Genomic DNA, 15,418 nt, shown 5'->3' with positions numbered 1-15,418 from the left:
CAATTCATGAACCTGAAAAGTCTTTTTTCACATTGTCTGCCGTTTTGGCCAAAGCGTTTGCCAGATATCCCTTCTCAAACCAGTCCACCGGCCTCAGCAGAACATAACCACCGACAGGAAACAGTGTCTCCCTGCCGACAACAGGCAGCAACCGGAAACACCCGGGAAGGAAGGAGTGTCAGGCAAATGGTTCCATTGCCCAAGTGCAGCCCCACAGGCATGCGTCTGGAAGGCATGAAAAGAAATAAGTATACCTGCGTCTCTATCTGCACCACCTGGGATCCGAACAAAAGCAGTCACAATATTCGCATCAACGATGGGGTGCCATCAAAATTACATCGTGAGCCTGTTTTCCAGAGTACCGACCTTGCCATGTCAGATACCGGCTTTTCAAAAGGCATACATATTCTGGATGTTGAATGGCCGACAAAGATGCGAGGATCTTATGCAGTGATTGGGGTTGCACTGGCAGGAACCCCTAAAAATGAAATCTTTTATACCAATCTTCTTGGTAGCACAGAGTCCTCCTGGGGCTGGGACATAAAAAACAATAAACTGATTCATAACGGCCAAACCATGGGCAATTACCCCAAAGACAAAGCGGATGGGGTATTTACTGCACCCAGCAAAATAAGCTGCATAATAGATATGAATACAGGAACAATCGGCTTCAAAACCAACGAGAAATATTTGGGAGACGCGTTTTCTGGGCTAAAACATAAAACCGTTTTCCTGGCTGTCTCCTCTGTTTGGGGGGACGCAGAAATCTCAGTCGCCTATAACAAAGGCTGTAACCCCACTCCTCTCTTGCTGCAAGACCTGTCAAAACTGGCATTAAGAAACCGGCTGGAATTTGCAGAGCAGATCGACCACCTTCCTACCTCTCCGGGACTGAAAAGACTCATTGCTGACAAATCAATAACTGACCTTGATAGCATTGATGAAAATACTCACCCGCAGAGTGAATAATCTTCACTGGTTGCTTTCATCACCAAAATGATTCACCCCTGACGTCTATACAACATTGATCCCTGACAGTAACAAATGCTCCGTGGTGGTAAGTAGTTAACCAAATGAAATCATATATTTCTGACTAAGTTGTCAGTCACTCCCGGCAACTGCTCCTGCGTTGCTCTATCTCCTGCATCCATGCAGTCGTGCGGCGTTGCAACTCCGGTCACATAGCTACGGCTATGCTCCCTACGTTGCGCCTTGCATAGCAACTGCCCACTTAGCCAGAAATATACGATTCCATTTGGCCAACTACTTAATATAATGATCAGACCACCACAACCAGACACCGATTTTATTCGATACATAGACTTTCAAGGTTCAAGACCATGCCAACGCCTCAGTCCGGCATCACTCCGGATGCCAATACCAACGCTCAATTTCTGATACTGACGATCAAAGAAAACGACAGCGATAGTCTATTGAAAATCCGCCAGACGCTCTCCGGCATTCCAGAGCTTACTGAAACTCTGGCGAGGCAATACCCCGATGCCAGGCTCAGCTCAACCATCAGTATTGGCAGTGCTGCCTGGGACCGGCTTTATTCCGGCAGCAAACCCGGGGCTCTGCGCCCTTTTATGGCCATCAAAGACGCTGATCGGGAAGCGCCTGCAACTCCCGGCGACTTGCTGCTGCACATTCGCTCAGACCGAAAGGATATTAATTTTCTGCTGATGAGCCAGGTGCTTCGTCTGCTGGGCAATAACGTGCAGGTTCAGGAAGACATCAGCGGTTTCCGGTATCTGGACAGCCGTGATCTGACCGGATTTGTCGATGGCACAGAAAACCCTGAAGGTGAGCACCGTGCAGATGTCGCGCTTGTGGGGGAAGAGGATAGCCCGTTTGCAGGGGGCAGCTATATCCACACCCAGCGCTATGTTCACCATTTAAAAGAGTGGGAACAGTGTCCGCTGAAAGATCAGGAAACCATTATGGGGCGCACCAAGGAGGATAATATTGAGTTCAGTGCTGAACAGAAGGCTCCCATAGCCCATATCAAACGGGTCAACCTGAAAGACGAACACGGCAACAGTATGGAGATTCTCCGCCATAGTATGCCTTATGGTGACGCCAGGGAGTCAGGCCTGTTCTTTATTGCCTATGGCAAGACACCAAAACATTTTAATCTGATGCTGAAAGCGATGATTAAAGCCGATGCCCATGGTCACTATGATCATTTGATGAATTTTTCAACGCCAGTCACTGGCTGTGCTTTCTTTGCGCCCTCTCGTGAATTTTTGGCATTGAATAATTGAGCGAAAATCAGTAACCACTGTCAGCACCTCTTCTGAGGTGCTTTCTGATGAATTTTTTCATACCCGTTACGCTTTCTAAATATGATAACGAACAAACCATTCCAGGCATCTGGGCAAGGCGGAATGAGGAGTAATAATCGAATGTTAAGCAGTTAACCCAATGAAATCCATTTAGAGTCAATCCATTGGTTAATCTTTAACGGATGGGAGTCGAACCCACTGGATTTCAACGAATGATTTCAGTTTATAAAACTTCCCACATTCTCAGGCTCGCCTGTCGCAATCAGGATTTAACCAAATTTATTGGACGGTAATTAAGCCTGAAATCCTGTGGAGCACGGGATACAGTGACAATATAACAGGTTTTATGAGTACTAATGTTCTACATAATTGCAGGTATCACATTGTTACCATAACTGACTTACTGGTTAGTGATTTATGCGAAAGAAAATCGTTAACTACTCAGGTTAAATAACCAGTCACGAATCGTTAGTCGCTTACAAGCATATTCATTTGGAGTTAAAAAAAATGATTTCACTCTCTTCTGACGTTAATTTCCAGCGATCAATGGCTGTTCCTGCAACGAAAGAGGCCTCTACTTCAACTGCAACGGTGGATGTTAAATTCGGGGATAAATTCTGGACTGTACATAAGGTTGTCGGTGAGGAAACGTTTAAAAATGCCAACGAGGCTATAAAGAAAGATTCTGCTTATTTTATTGAAAATTCCTCTTCTTCATCTATGAAATCCAAATATTGCTCACAAGTGGTAAGAGGAATTAATAATTCACAATACGCTCTTCCTTTAGTTCGGATTGATGGTAAAACCAAAACAACAGTGAAATTTGATCATCAATGTCAGATTATTGATCAGAAAAGCTTTGAACATCAATTACAGACCAGTCATCCGGCATTGATTAAACTGGCAAGAGAAGGTGTAGAGACTTTGGCCAGGCAATTCTCATTGCATAATCAGCCAATGGACATATCCCGGGTGTCGATATTACGGAATTACATTTCCAGAAAAGGTATATCTGGAGGTAGATGGCATCGTGACGGGGGGGATTATAGCCTCGTGATGTTGATGAATGATGATTCGGTTATTAAAAAGAATGCTCCGTATTACACAGGAGGAGGATTGCAAACAGCAAAAATTAAAACGGGTTCTATTTTTTCATTCTTTGCTGATGAGGGGACTGATGAAGAGCACGAATACCCACTTAACGGTGGTGGTTTTGCTTTCACAAACAATCAGGGTCATCTTGTTCATCGAGGTGCTGATTGTAAGTATGTTCCGGTTGAAACTGGAGAGCATCTGGCTACACCTCTGGAGAAAAGGTTACTGCTTGTCGTTATGTCTCATCCAAAGCCAAAGTGAGGAGTGCCACTCTCTCCAGACAGCTTAATGAAACTAATTCGGTAGTCAATGGTCTACGATAGTGTCCGGATTGCTGCAACGCAGGCAGATGGACACAAAGACCAACCGGTTTATACCCAAAACATTGCCAGTTTTGACAATAAACCATAACAACAAAACTCCTACGAAACAGGTGGTTACATGCACGTTGAATCTGCAAAAGTCCCATTACCCTTATCAACTCAATCAACCGAACAACCGGCCCCAGCAGCACAATCAGTCCCTCAGTTTACGGCTGACAGCTTCGACAATCAGCCGGGAGCCGAAATGCTGGCAACCCGATTGAACGCATTCAACGAGAATATATCGGTCATCCTGAATGCTAAAAAGTCTGAAACTGAAAAGACAGGTACTGAAAAGCCAGATACTGGAGGGCTTGACGCTAGCGATATTGCACTAATGTGCCAAAATTTCACCAGTGCTTTTAATCTGGATAATATCCTGGTTCAAGAGTCCACCCAGCTCAAAGCCATTCAAATCCTCCTGACCCTCACCAACTGCCATGATATTGATTCCCTCAAAGCGTTTGCTAACAGCAAACTGCATGAGAATCCTGACAATCAGGATGACTGCCAGAAGTTAAAGGATAGCGCCGACATGGACAACGATAATCCGATTACCCTGCCTCCGGGCTATGGCATGACATCGCAAAATTTCAGTTTTTTTCGGGATAAGTTAATGAATAGTTTTATTGACTCCCAATTCTCGGAAGCAAACTTTGAAACGAAAGAAATGGATCAACTGAAAGATGCACTAAGGATGGCCAAAATGCAGATCGCTGGCAATACCGGAATCGGTAACTTCAAAGAGTCAATAACTTTTGACCAATTCGACCGGGAACAAGTCAGCAAGCTAACTGGAAGCCTGATCTACCCACGGCAGAAGCTGTGTGCAGATAATTTGGCAAAAGAGATCATGGCGTTACAACAACAGCTGTTCGACTCCGACTCAGAGCTGATCGACATGCTGGGCAATAATGAAGACATCACTAAACTGCTGCAGGGTAATCAACCGTATCACCTGAAACAATTACTGGCCAGACAGGGTGCAGACAACCGCGCTACCCTGACCAATGATGCAGCCTTGCTGGTTTCATTTGTCGCAAGAAATTCAATATTTGCAGACAAATTTGCCAAACTTGGTATCAATCCGGAGAATCTTACACATTTAGCCAAAGCACACAGCATACTGAACCATGGCCAGGCTGACGAGCAGAAAGAACTCAGCAACGAGATTGCCGCTAAGGGCCTGAAAGGTAGTGATGATTTCACCAGAACGTTCTTCAAAAGCGAGACTGCCAATAAGTACAAGGCTGAGCCACCGTTTGCCAGAATTGCCTTATGGCTGGCGGAGTCCAATCAATCCGGTTGAACCAGGCGTTTACGGATCAGATAGACAAACTGACGTTTGGGTCAATCTGATCCATTAGCTTGGGAGGCTATCCGGAAAATTGCAGAACCCGGGGATATCTCACTGGGTGGAAGGTTCCGTTGCCAGCCCCCTGCCCCGTGACATATCCCTGACTGGCTGTCCGTCATCATCACCGGTTCCGGGCAATCCAGCCAGGTACCCGGCTCTTAAAAAAGCTGACAGAACACACCAGTAAAGACCGAAAAAGCATTAGCAGCCACTCTTATATTTCTGTATGATTGCCGCGGGATCGGCGGAGTATATGCTCCCGATAACCAGATGAGGACATAAGAAAGTCAGAACTGTCGGTACAGCAAAGCCTGTTTAGAAGGTTGGCAAGGGGAAAGCAGGGGTGCTTTTGATTTTCCAATGGAGTTGTGCACTCAAGTGCTCTGGCAACGGGGCCAGGGTAGTTAACTAAACAAGCACTATCATAAGGAAAAAACGCTAAAAAACAGCACACACATTCCGCTTTTTCCTGGAAAAAGTCTGCAACTCCCGGGGCGTAACCCCCTACCTTTGAACAGAAGCAACTGGCTCATTTTTTGACCGGATATTGATCCGTATCAATACAATCCCATTTCGGTTTACCCACAATAACCATCAAATCTTATAAGCATAACCCGAAGGTAACATGGAGCATGAGCACTGCAACGTTACAGCCGACCTATAACTACAAAGTAGTTCGGCAGTTTGCCATCATGGCCGTGGTCTGGGGAGTTGTTGGTATGGCGGTAGGCCTGCTGATTGCCTCTCAGATGGTCTTTCCCGAACTCAACCTGGGCTTACCCTGGACCAGCTTTGGACGCTTGCGGCCACTGCACACCAATGCGGTGATTTTTGCGTTTGGCGGCTGTGTCCTGTTTGCAACGTCCTATTACATCGTCCAGCGAACCTGTCAGGCGACACTGGCCATGCCGCGGCTGGCCGCTTTCACCTTTTGGGGATGGCAACTGGTGATTGTTGCGGCAGCCATTACTCTGCCCCTGGGTATTACCTCTTCCAAAGAGTACGCCGAACTGGAATGGCCCATTGATATTCTGATCGCCGTTGTCTGGGTCAGTTACGCGCTGGTCTTCTTTGGCACCATCATAAAGCGCAAGAGTAAGCACATCTATGTGGCTAACTGGTTCTTTGGTGCCTTCATTATTACGGTTGCCGTGCTCCATATCGTTAACAGTGCTTCGTTACCTGTTAGCCTGACCAAGTCCTACTCTGCCTATGCGGGTGCCATGGATGCCGTGATCCAGTGGTGGTATGGCCACAATGCGGTAGGCTTTTTCCTGACCGCTGGTTTCCTGGGCATGATGTATTACTTCGTGCCCAAACAGGCGGAGCGTCCGGTTTACTCTTATCGTCTGTCCATCGTGCATTTCTGGGCGCTGGTTGCCATCTACATCTGGGCCGGCCCGCACCATCTGCACTACACCGCACTGCCGGACTGGGCCCAGAGCCTGGGCATGGTTATGTCACTGGTGCTGCTGGCACCGTCCTGGGGTGGCATGATCAATGGGGTCATGACCCTCTCCGGTGCCTGGCATAAGCTGCGGACCGATCCGATCCTGCGTTTTCTGGTGGTTTCCCTCTCTTTCTATGGCATGTCCACCTTCGAAGGCCCGATGATGGCCATCAAGACCGTTAACGCCCTGTCCCACTACACCGACTGGACCATTGGTCATGTGCATTCAGGTGCCCTGGGCTGGGTAGCCATGGTGTCATTCGGTTCGCTCTATCACCTGATTCCAAGGCTGTACGGCAAGGAACAGATGTACAGCGTTGGCCTGATCAATATGCACTTCTGGCTGGCCACCATCGGCACCGTTCTTTACATCGTTGCCATGTGGGTAAACGGTATCACCCAGGGCCTGATGTGGCGTGCAGTGAACGAAGACGGCACGTTAACCTACAGCTTTATTGAGTCCGTAGAAGCCAGCGGCGTCGGCTACATTGTCCGTGCTATTGGTGGTGCCTTCTTTGTTCTTGGCATGCTGACAATGGCTTATAACGTATACCGCACTGCCAGAGAGTCGGAGGAGCCCTCTTCCGATAAAGAGTCCCTCGAACTCAACCCGACCACTGCGCCGGTTGAAGGGAGATAATAATAATGGCGAGCAAACACGATATTGTTGAAAAGAACCTGGGCCTGATGGTGATACTGGTGGTCGTTGCCATCAGTTTTGGCTCCCTGGTGGAAATCGTCCCGCTGTTTTTCCAGAAAGAGACCTCTCAGCCCGTGGAGGGCCTGAAACCTTACACCGCCATGCAGCTGGAAGGCCGTGATATCTATATCCGTGAGGGCTGCGCAGGCTGCCACTCCCAGATGATTCGTCCGCTGCGTGCCGAGGTGGAGCGTTATGGCCACTACTCGGTGGCTGGCGAATCCGTTTATGACTACCCATTCCTCTGGGGTTCCAAGCGTACCGGTCCGGACCTTGCCCGGGTTGGCGGCCGTTACTCCGATGACTGGCACCGTGCCCACCTGATTAACCCACGTGATCTGGTGCCTCAGTCCATTATGCCCGCCTACCCATTCCTGGCAGAGAACACGCTGGATGGCAAGCTGACCGCAAGAAAGATGGAAACGTTGCGGACACTGGGTGTTCCCTACACCGATGAAGATATTGCCGGTGCCCGGGATGCCGTCAAAGGACAAACCGAGCTGGACGCCCTGGTGGCTTATCTCCAGGGACTGGGCACAGTTATTTCGGGTAAGCGCTGATGGATATCAATACGATTCGAGGACTGGCGACACTGGTCGCCCTGGTCGCATTTCTATCGGTGGTCTTCTGGGCCTACGGCAGCCGACGTAAAGGCGACTTTGATGAAGCCGCCGCCCTGCCATTTGCTGATGACCAGCAGGAGGGTGCTGAGAATACCGATGCCACAGGCAGCCACCGGGAAACCCATAAGAACTCCCAGAAAAGAGGAGCTGTATAACGATGAGTAATTTCTGGCACTGGTGGATTGTTCTGCTGACCACCGCCTGCCTTGTACTGGTCACCTGGGTTCTGTTTGCAACTCGCAAGGGCCAGCGCAGGGATATGACCGATGAGACCACCGGTCACGCCTATGATGGCATTGAGGAGTATGATAACCCACTGCCGCAGTGGTGGTTTATCATGTTCATCGCCACCCTGGTATTCACTGTCGGCTATCTGATTCTCTACCCGGGTATGGGTAAGTGGACAGGCGTCCTTGGCTGGACTCAGGTGAATGAGCTGGAACAGGATCAACTCAAGCATGACCGCAAATATGCCCCTGAATTTGCCCGTTACGCCGCCACTCCGGTTGAACAGCTGATTAACAACCCCAGGGCTCTGAAAATGGGTGAGCGGGTCTATATCAACAACTGTGCCCTCTGTCACGGTATGGATGCCGGTGGCAACTTCGGTTTCCCGAATCTCACTGACAACGACTGGCTCTACGGTGGCACTCCGGACGCCATCAAGGCCACCATTGCCCACGGTCGTCAGGGACAAATGCCCGCCTGGGGTGCCGTGATCGGTGATACCGGCGTGAAGCAGGTTGCCAGCTATACCCGTGAACTGTCTGGTATTGACAGCGGTGCCAGCGAAGCGGACCTGGCCGCTGGCGAAAAGATCTTCAGTACGACGTGTGCCGTCTGTCATAACGCCGATGGTACCGGTAACCATGCCCTGGGCGCTCCGAACCTGACCAACAATATCTGGCTGTACGGATCAAGTCAGGCGCAAGTGGAATACACCATCCGCAAGGGACGAAACGGCGTTATGCCACCCTGGAACGATATTCTTGGTGAAGAGAAGGTTCATCTGGTGACGGCTTACGTTTACAGCCTGACCCACAAGGCTGAATGATTTGCTCAGGCGCAGGGACAAAAAACTATGAACCACAAAGGAACAAAGACACAAAGGGCGCTTTTTTTGCTAAGCCCAGCTCAGGCAAGCCTGAAAAAACTTTGTGCCTTTGTGCCTTTGTGGTTCCAATAAAACCTTAACGGTATATTTGGGCTCTATGAACACAGACAATGCCAACCAGGAACCGGAACTGATCGACCTGTATCAGAAGCCTGACAAGATTTACACCAGAAGCTTTTCGGGCCACTTCCGAACGCTTCGTCTGGCTGGCGGTACATTTCTCTTCTTGCTTTTTTTTGGCACCTGCTGGATCAATCTGAATGGCCGTCAGGCCGTGCTCTTTGACCTGCCCGCCCGGCAGTTTCATATCCTTGGCACCACCTACTGGCCCCAGGACTTTATCCTGCTGTCCTGGCTACTGATTATCTGCGCCTTTGGCCTGTTTGCACTGACGGTGTTTGCCGGACGAATCTGGTGCGGCTACACCTGCCCCCAGAGCGTCTTCACCTGGGTATTCATGTGGACAGAACGCATCACGGAAGGTGAACGCAACCGCCGGATGAAGATGGACAAAGAGCCCATGTCCCTCGGGAAATTTCTGCGCAAAAGTGCCAAACACACACTCTGGCTGAGTATCGCTTTTGCTACGGCGCTCACCTTTGTCGGTTACTTCATTCCCATCCGGCAACTGGTGTTGGACATCGCCGCCTTCGATGTTGCCCCCTGGGGTATTTTCTGGCTCGGCTTCTTCACCCTGGCAACCTATGGCAATGCGGGTTATCTGCGGGAGCAGGTTTGTATTCACATGTGCCCGTACGCCCGTTTCCAGAGCGTCATGTTCGATAACGATACCCTGGTGGTTGCTTACGACAAGCATCGCGGTGAGCAGCGTGGCCCACGCAAGAAAAGCGCTGATCACAAAACCATGGGGCTGGGGGACTGTGTGGACTGCAGTGTCTGCGTACAAGTCTGCCCTACGGGTATCGACATCCGTGATGGGCTGCAATATCAGTGTATAGGCTGTGCCGCCTGTATCGATGCCTGCGACACCATCATGGACAAAATGGGCTACGACAAAGGCCTGATTCGCTACACCACCGATAACGAACTTTCCGGCCAAACGACCCATTGGCTTCGTCCCCGCCTGATCGGGTATAGTTCAGCACTGTTCATTATGATCTGCCTGTTTATGTTCAGCCTTGGCCATCGAATTCCGCTGGAGCTGGAAGTACTCAGGGATAGAAATGTCCTTTTCCGGGTCATCAATGATGAGCAGGTAGAAAATATCTACACACTGAAAGTCGCTAACAAAGACCAGCAACCTCATCTCATCAAAATACAGGTGGCTGGTATCGAGAATCTGAAAATAGCGGGCAGAACCGCCATTGTGGCAGAGCCGGGCAGTGTGCAGCAGGAAATCATCAGGGTTATCGCGCCGTTAATTGATGGAGCCCCCAGCACCCGGCCGGTTCGCTTCAGCATCAGTTCCAGCCAGCCCGGACTGGAAGCCATTACCGCTGAAAGCCGATTTATGGTGCCCGGACCAGAGAGGAAACCCTGAACCATGACGCAATCAACAACCAGCAGAGATAACCCGGCAGGAGGCCAGCCTGCCACCAACAGGGAACCTTTTACCCCCTGGTACCGGGAACCCTGGGCCTGGTACATCGTGGGTATTTTGCTGGTCACCTTTGCCTGGGGCGGCTTTCAGGTCTACACCGCCTTTACCCATCAGGACAGCGTGGTGATTGATGACTATTACAAAAACGGCAAAACCATCAACCAGGACATGACCCGGATTGAAAATGCCCGAAGCCTGGCCGTTGCCGGTACACTGACCATTGATGAACTGATTGGCGAAGTCCGGGTGACGATGCAGGGAAATCCGGAGGTGTGGCCCGGGCAGCTAAAACTCAGCTTTCTTTCTCCGGTATTTAAAGACAAAGACAGAACCATTGTGCTGAACCGCTCCTTTGGCATCAGCGCCAAATCAGCCGCAGATTCTAACCCGGCACAACCCGGGCAAAACCCAATGTATGTTGGCCAGCTGGACGCCCTGGTTACCGGTCGTTACTACCTGCAACTGGAAACCCTGGATGAGCTGATTCCGGAAGTGGGCTATGAGACCGGCTGGAAGATCACCCTGGAGGCCGTCGTCTCACCGGGAACCCCAACTACCCTGAAAAACCCGGATGCCTGATGACCGATACCCGTTGCTTTCATTGCACACTGCCGGTCAGCCAGCCGGTGGTATTTTTTGCAGACGTTGAAGGCACACTGCAGCCCATGTGTTGCCCGGGCTGCAAGGCAGTGACCGAGGCCATCGTGGCCGTCGGTCTGGAGAATTATTACCGGCACCGTACCGAAAGCGCCAACCAGGTCACTGACCTGAATCAGCGACTTCAGGAAGAACTGCAGATCTATGACCGTGCAGAGGTGCAAAAGGATTTTGTCAGACCCGCAGGCCCGGCTTCCCAAAGCCAGGATAACCACCTCACTGCCAGTCTGTTGATAGACGGCATCACCTGCGCCGCCTGTATCTGGTTATTGGAAAACCATCTGGAATCATTGACGGGTGTTGCCCGGGCCAGTGTCAACCTCAGCACCCATGAGGCACAGATCACCTGGGATAACAGCGAAATCCCCTTAAGTACCATTCTGCTGGAAATTCACAAAATCGGTTACAAAGCGTTCCCCTGGCGTGCCGACCAGCAGGAAGCCCTGCTGAAAAACGAAAACCGCACCTTTATACGACGGCTTGCCATTGCCGGTATTGGTGCCATGCAGGTGATGATGTATGCCATCGCCCTCTATTCCGGTGCCATCAGTGACGATATGCCGGACATTTACCGGGACCTGATCCGGATCTTCAGCGCCGTGATTGCCACGCCTGTGGTGTTGTACTCTGCTGCGCCCTTCTTCAAGGCGGCCTGGCGGGATATCAAAATACGGCATCTCGGCATGGATGTTCCGGTATCCATTGCCATTGGTGGCGCTTATCTGGCCAGCCTGTGGGCAACCTTCTCCGTTTATTTCCTTGCTGATGGCTCTATTTATTCCATCGCTGATGGCTCTATTTATTCCACCGCTGAGGGCTCTGGCGAAGTCTACTACGACTCCGTTTCCATGTTTACCTTCTTCCTGCTGACCGGTCGCTACCTTGAGCTTCGTGCCCGCCATGCAACCGCCAGGGCTGCACGGGCGCTGACCAATCTGCTGCCGCCCAGCTGCCTGAAAGAAGTCAACGGTCACTATCAGCGCGTCCCGGTGGCCGATCTGCAACCAGACGACAAGGTTAGAATTCTTCCCGGCGATGCCATTCCCGCAGATGGCATTCTGATCAGTGGCTCCACCAGCGTGAATGAAGCCATGTTGACCGGAGAGTACCTGCCCATCGAAAAGCAGCGTGGTGACACACTGCTGTGCAGCAGTATCAATGTGGACCATCCCATTGAGCTTAAGGTAAGCAAAGTAGGCGAAGAGACCCGGGTAGCCGGCATTATCCAGCTGCTGCAACGGGCACAGCAGGATAAGCCCGCCATCGCGAAAATTGCCGATAAGGTGGCCGGCTGGTTTGTTGCCTGTGTGTTGCTGGTGGCCATTTGTGTGTACTGGGGCTGGTCCGGCATTGCGCCACAAGACGCGTTCTGGATTACCCTGTCGGTTCTGGTGGTGACCTGCCCCTGCGCCCTGTCCCTGGCCACCCCTGCCGCCCTGACTGCGGCTACCGGCTATCTGCACCGCCTTGGCCTGCTGGTGACCCGTGGTCATGTTCTGGAAGGCCTGAAAACCATCGACCATGTGATCTTTGATAAAACCGGCACCTTAACCAAAGGGGAACTGTCGTTAAGCCAGGTGGTTTCTCTTGATAACGGCAACAGTTCAAAAGAAGCGTTGCTTCAGCGGGCAGCAGCCCTGGAAGCACACTCTGAACACCCTATCGCCAGAGCCTTTTTCTACACCGTTGAGTCATTGCATGAGCAGGCTCGCGAGGTGAAAAACCATCTTGGCCAGGGGATAGAAGGCACCATTGGCAACCGCCTTTACCGCATCGGACGACCCGACTTTGTCTGTCCATCCGGCAATGTGGCAACGCCAGAACAGGATGGACAGTGGTTGCTGATGTCAGAAAGTACTGACCAGAAACTCTGGCAACCGCTCTGCTGGTTCAGGATTACCGACAGCCTGCGCCCTGAGGCCGCCCACACAATCCAACGGCTGCAACAGATGGGCAAAACCGTAACCCTGCTCAGTGGTGATGCCGAGCCGGTGGTGGCGGCAACCGCTGAATCCCTGGGTATACGGCAATGGAAGTCTGAAAGCAGCCCGGATGACAAGCTGCGCTATATCCAGACGCTGCAGAGTCAGGGCCACAAAGTCTTGATGGTTGGTGATGGCATCAATGATGTTCCCGTTCTGGCGGGGGCGGATATCTCCATGGCCATGGGCAACGCCTCAGACCTGGCGCGCACCAGTGCAGATGCAGTATTGATTTCCGGCAACCTTGAGCGACTGGCCGATGCCTTTAACCTGACCATAAGAACCCGGAAAATTATCCGGCAAAACCTGGCATGGTCCCTTGGCTACAACCTTGCCGCCCTGCCCCTGGCCGCAGCAGGCATGATTGCCCCATGGATGGCCGCTACCGGCATGGCGCTCAGCTCACTGATCGTGGTGGCCAACGCCCTGCGACTGAACCGCCCGGGAAAACTGCCCAAAGCACCGACCGAGTCAGAAGAAGTTTACGCCCACCTTGAACCCAGAGGAGCTGCCTGACCATGGAAAGCCTGATTATTCTGATCCCTCTGGCCCTGATCCTGATCGCTGTAGCGATCAAACTCTTTTTCTGGGCAGTAGACGACGGTCAGTTTGACGACCTTGAAGGGCCAGCCCACAGCATTCTTTTTGATGAGCCTCAACAGATACCAAAAGCTGATTCACATGACCATAAATGAAGTCCCCACCTTACTTTCCGCATTAACCCTGGGCATACTGGGCAGCGCCCACTGTATCGGCATGTGTGGCGGCATTACTTCCGCCCTCAGCCTCTCCCTGGCAGGCAAGTCCCGTGCACAGATCTTCTGGCTGATGCTGACCTATCATCTCGGACGAATTACCAGCTACGCCATCGCTGGTCTCCTTCTGGCCAGCATTGGCTGGTACCTGGGCGGTATCAGCCCGGAAGTAAAGATGGGACTGCGCTATTTTGCGGCCATTATGCTGATCGCCATGGGGCTTTATCTGACCGGTTGGTGGCGTGGTCTGACACATCTGGAAAAGATCGGACATAAGCTCTGGCAACATATCCAGCCCAAGGCCAAAGCACTGCTGCCCATCAAAAACTTTCCCAATGCCCTCGCCATTGGCATGCTCTGGGGGTGGTTACCCTGCGGCCTGGTCTACAGCACCCTGGCCTGGAGCGCCACTCAGGGAAAACCGGTACAGGGTGCGCTGTTAATGGCCTCATTTGGTATAGGCACCATACCCTCAGTGTTCCTGCTTGGTGCGTTCTCAAGACAGCTCAGCGGCATTATCCAAGCCAGTATCACCCGCAACCTGGCGGGGTTGCTGATTATCCTTTTTGGCTTGTGGTCTATGCCCGGCGCACACCAGAGGTGGTTGATGTCCATGCTGCACCATCACCATATGTGATAAAAGGAAAAAAAAAGTTCTGCCTCCTAGGAGGCTCTTAAAGTTTTGAATCAGAAATCAAACCAAAAGACGAGGCGCTCCGCTTTTTGCTTCTGCAACTCAGCCAACTCCAAAAAATACTTTTCCCCCAACGATTCCCTGATCGTAAGCTTGACAAACTCTTCGGGAACATCAACGCCCCTTTCTCTTAAAGGCTTGTTGTAGTCGTAAGAAACCAATTCATCAACAGACAGCCAGGAGTGGCCAGATCCACCCGTTCCCCATTCATCAGACTTGGCCTTGATGGAAAGACTGACATCTCCGGGCAGCCCCCGAGCCTCCTCAATAATGGGATACGGAGTAACATGCCAGGAGCCCCAGTCATAATCGCTTCTGACAAAACCCTCGGAAAAAAATGAAAAGACATGACGATTGCGATCTGAAAAAGGTTCGTAACCCGGGATTTCTTCCCATTGCCCGACACTATTTCTGAATTCAGCATACATATGTATGTCTGCACCCATAATTACTCCTCCTGTCTGATCAGTGACCAGGACATATTTGTGAATTTTTATGATCTAGCAGCAAAAATAGCACATTCAATGAACCCACCAATCACTATCAATCAGACCCTTTTCAGCACAACCCTGCCAGCCAAAGCATTATTTGCTCGATTAATAACCAGATGGCAGATACAATAGCCAACCTCAACAACTTCACGCCACGTTGGACACAATCCTCATCACATGCCCTAAAGACGAACCACTAAGGCATGCCAGTTCGGTTCATACCTATTGACACCGATCAAAGAACAACCTTGAAAATCTTTCTAAACTAGCCAAAAACATCATGACGTAA

The 15,418-nt window shown here is 51.0% G+C and carries 14 protein-coding genes; 13 read left to right on the top strand and 1 reads right to left on the bottom strand.

Annotation, left to right across the window (positions count from 1 at the left end; translation table 11 throughout):
* Positions 1–372: 372 nt before the first annotated feature.
* From ACO6UX_RS24135 to ACO6UX_RS24075, 13 genes are all read left to right on the top strand, one after another.
* Positions 373–969, top strand: coding sequence for an SPRY domain-containing protein (locus ACO6UX_RS24135; RefSeq protein WP_422450880.1), 597 nt, complete (start codon positions 373–375; stop codon positions 967–969).
* A gap of 371 nt (positions 970–1,340) precedes the next feature.
* Positions 1,341–2,267 (top strand): Dyp-type peroxidase, encoded by a 927-nt coding sequence (locus ACO6UX_RS24130; protein WP_422450878.1) that lies wholly within the window; start codon positions 1,341–1,343, stop codon positions 2,265–2,267.
* Between the two features lie 528 nt (positions 2,268–2,795).
* Positions 2,796–3,644 (top strand): hypothetical protein, encoded by an 849-nt coding sequence (locus ACO6UX_RS24125; protein WP_422450876.1) that lies wholly within the window; start codon positions 2,796–2,798, stop codon positions 3,642–3,644.
* 180 nt (positions 3,645–3,824) lie between these two features.
* A complete protein-coding gene (locus ACO6UX_RS24120) occupies positions 3,825–5,054 on the top strand; it encodes a hypothetical protein (protein WP_422450874.1) in 1,230 nt (409 codons plus the stop codon).
* 680 nt (positions 5,055–5,734) lie between these two features.
* Positions 5,735–7,192 carry a cytochrome-c oxidase, cbb3-type subunit I gene (gene ccoN, locus ACO6UX_RS24115; RefSeq protein ID WP_422450873.1) on the top strand — a complete coding sequence of 486 codons (1,458 nt, stop codon included), beginning with the start codon at positions 5,735–5,737 and terminating at the stop codon, positions 7,190–7,192.
* Between the two features lie 5 nt (positions 7,193–7,197).
* Positions 7,198–7,812 (top strand): cytochrome-c oxidase, cbb3-type subunit II, encoded by a 615-nt coding sequence (ccoO, locus tag ACO6UX_RS24110; protein WP_422450872.1) that lies wholly within the window; start codon positions 7,198–7,200, stop codon positions 7,810–7,812.
* Positions 7,812–8,030 carry a cbb3-type cytochrome oxidase subunit 3 gene (locus tag ACO6UX_RS24105; protein WP_422450871.1) on the top strand — a complete coding sequence of 73 codons (219 nt, stop codon included), beginning with the start codon at positions 7,812–7,814 and terminating at the stop codon, positions 8,028–8,030. The genes ccoO and ACO6UX_RS24105 overlap by 1 nt, the downstream gene beginning before the upstream one ends.
* Positions 8,031–8,032: 2 nt before the next feature.
* The gene (ccoP, locus tag ACO6UX_RS24100) at positions 8,033–8,929 is read left to right on the top strand and encodes a cytochrome-c oxidase, cbb3-type subunit III (RefSeq protein ID WP_422450870.1); all 897 of its coding nucleotides are present in this window, start codon (positions 8,033–8,035) and stop codon (positions 8,927–8,929) included.
* 157 nt (positions 8,930–9,086) lie between these two features.
* Positions 9,087–10,490, top strand: a complete 1,404-nt coding sequence (gene ccoG, locus ACO6UX_RS24095) for a cytochrome c oxidase accessory protein CcoG (protein WP_422450869.1) — start codon at positions 9,087–9,089, stop codon at positions 10,488–10,490.
* Between the two features lie 3 nt (positions 10,491–10,493).
* On the top strand, positions 10,494–11,129 hold the full coding sequence (locus ACO6UX_RS24090) for a FixH family protein (protein WP_422450867.1): 636 nt from the start codon (positions 10,494–10,496) through the stop codon (positions 11,127–11,129).
* Entirely contained in the window at positions 11,129–13,705 is a 2,577-nt protein-coding gene (locus tag ACO6UX_RS24085; protein WP_422450865.1) for a heavy metal translocating P-type ATPase, read from the top strand. The genes ACO6UX_RS24090 and ACO6UX_RS24085 overlap by 1 nt, the downstream gene beginning before the upstream one ends.
* 2 nt (positions 13,706–13,707) lie before the next feature.
* Positions 13,708–13,884 (top strand): cbb3-type cytochrome oxidase assembly protein CcoS, encoded by a 177-nt coding sequence (gene ccoS, locus ACO6UX_RS24080; protein WP_422450863.1) that lies wholly within the window; start codon positions 13,708–13,710, stop codon positions 13,882–13,884.
* Positions 13,871–14,581: a sulfite exporter TauE/SafE family protein gene (locus ACO6UX_RS24075; protein ID WP_422450862.1), complete on the top strand. Its 711-nt coding sequence runs from the start codon at positions 13,871–13,873 to the stop codon at positions 14,579–14,581. Before ccoS ends, ACO6UX_RS24075 begins: the two co-directional genes overlap by 14 nt.
* A gap of 50 nt (positions 14,582–14,631) precedes the next feature.
* Here ACO6UX_RS24075 and ACO6UX_RS24070 read toward each other — a convergent pair whose 3' ends face one another.
* Positions 14,632–15,084, bottom strand: coding sequence for a hypothetical protein (locus ACO6UX_RS24070; RefSeq protein WP_422450861.1), 453 nt, complete (start codon positions 15,082–15,084; stop codon positions 14,632–14,634).
* Positions 15,085–15,418 lie beyond the last annotated feature (334 nt).

Origin of the sequence: Endozoicomonas sp. ALB091 (assembly GCF_049310265.1) — a bacterium.
Taxonomy (GTDB): Bacteria; Pseudomonadota; Gammaproteobacteria; order Pseudomonadales; family Endozoicomonadaceae; genus Endozoicomonas.
The sequence above is the reverse complement of the archived record's forward strand: the minus strand, read 5'-3'. Positions and strand labels throughout refer to the sequence as shown.

Bases quoted from the DNA above. Each gene is read 5' to 3' on its own strand.
- ACO6UX_RS24135 (WP_422450880.1), top strand. From the start codon at position 373: ATGTCAGATACCGGCTTTTCAAAAGGCATACATATTCTGGATGTTGAA.
- ACO6UX_RS24130 (WP_422450878.1), top strand. From the start codon at position 1,341: ATGCCAACGCCTCAGTCCGGCATCACTCCGGATGCCAATACCAACGCT.
- ACO6UX_RS24125 (WP_422450876.1), top strand. From the start codon at position 2,796: ATGATTTCACTCTCTTCTGACGTTAATTTCCAGCGATCAATGGCTGTT.
- ACO6UX_RS24120 (WP_422450874.1), top strand. From the start codon at position 3,825: ATGCACGTTGAATCTGCAAAAGTCCCATTACCCTTATCAACTCAATCA.
- ccoN (WP_422450873.1), top strand. From the start codon at position 5,735: ATGAGCACTGCAACGTTACAGCCGACCTATAACTACAAAGTAGTTCGG.
- ccoO (WP_422450872.1), top strand. From the start codon at position 7,198: ATGGCGAGCAAACACGATATTGTTGAAAAGAACCTGGGCCTGATGGTG.
- ACO6UX_RS24105 (WP_422450871.1), top strand. From the start codon at position 7,812: ATGGATATCAATACGATTCGAGGACTGGCGACACTGGTCGCCCTGGTC.
- ccoP (WP_422450870.1), top strand. From the start codon at position 8,033: ATGAGTAATTTCTGGCACTGGTGGATTGTTCTGCTGACCACCGCCTGC.
- ccoG (WP_422450869.1), top strand. From the start codon at position 9,087: ATGAACACAGACAATGCCAACCAGGAACCGGAACTGATCGACCTGTAT.
- ACO6UX_RS24090 (WP_422450867.1), top strand. From the start codon at position 10,494: ATGACGCAATCAACAACCAGCAGAGATAACCCGGCAGGAGGCCAGCCT.
- ACO6UX_RS24085 (WP_422450865.1), top strand. From the start codon at position 11,129: ATGACCGATACCCGTTGCTTTCATTGCACACTGCCGGTCAGCCAGCCG.
- ccoS (WP_422450863.1), top strand. From the start codon at position 13,708: ATGGAAAGCCTGATTATTCTGATCCCTCTGGCCCTGATCCTGATCGCT.
- ACO6UX_RS24075 (WP_422450862.1), top strand. From the start codon at position 13,871: ATGACCATAAATGAAGTCCCCACCTTACTTTCCGCATTAACCCTGGGC.
- ACO6UX_RS24070 (WP_422450861.1), bottom strand. From the start codon at position 15,084: ATGGGTGCAGACATACATATGTATGCTGAATTCAGAAATAGTGTCGGG.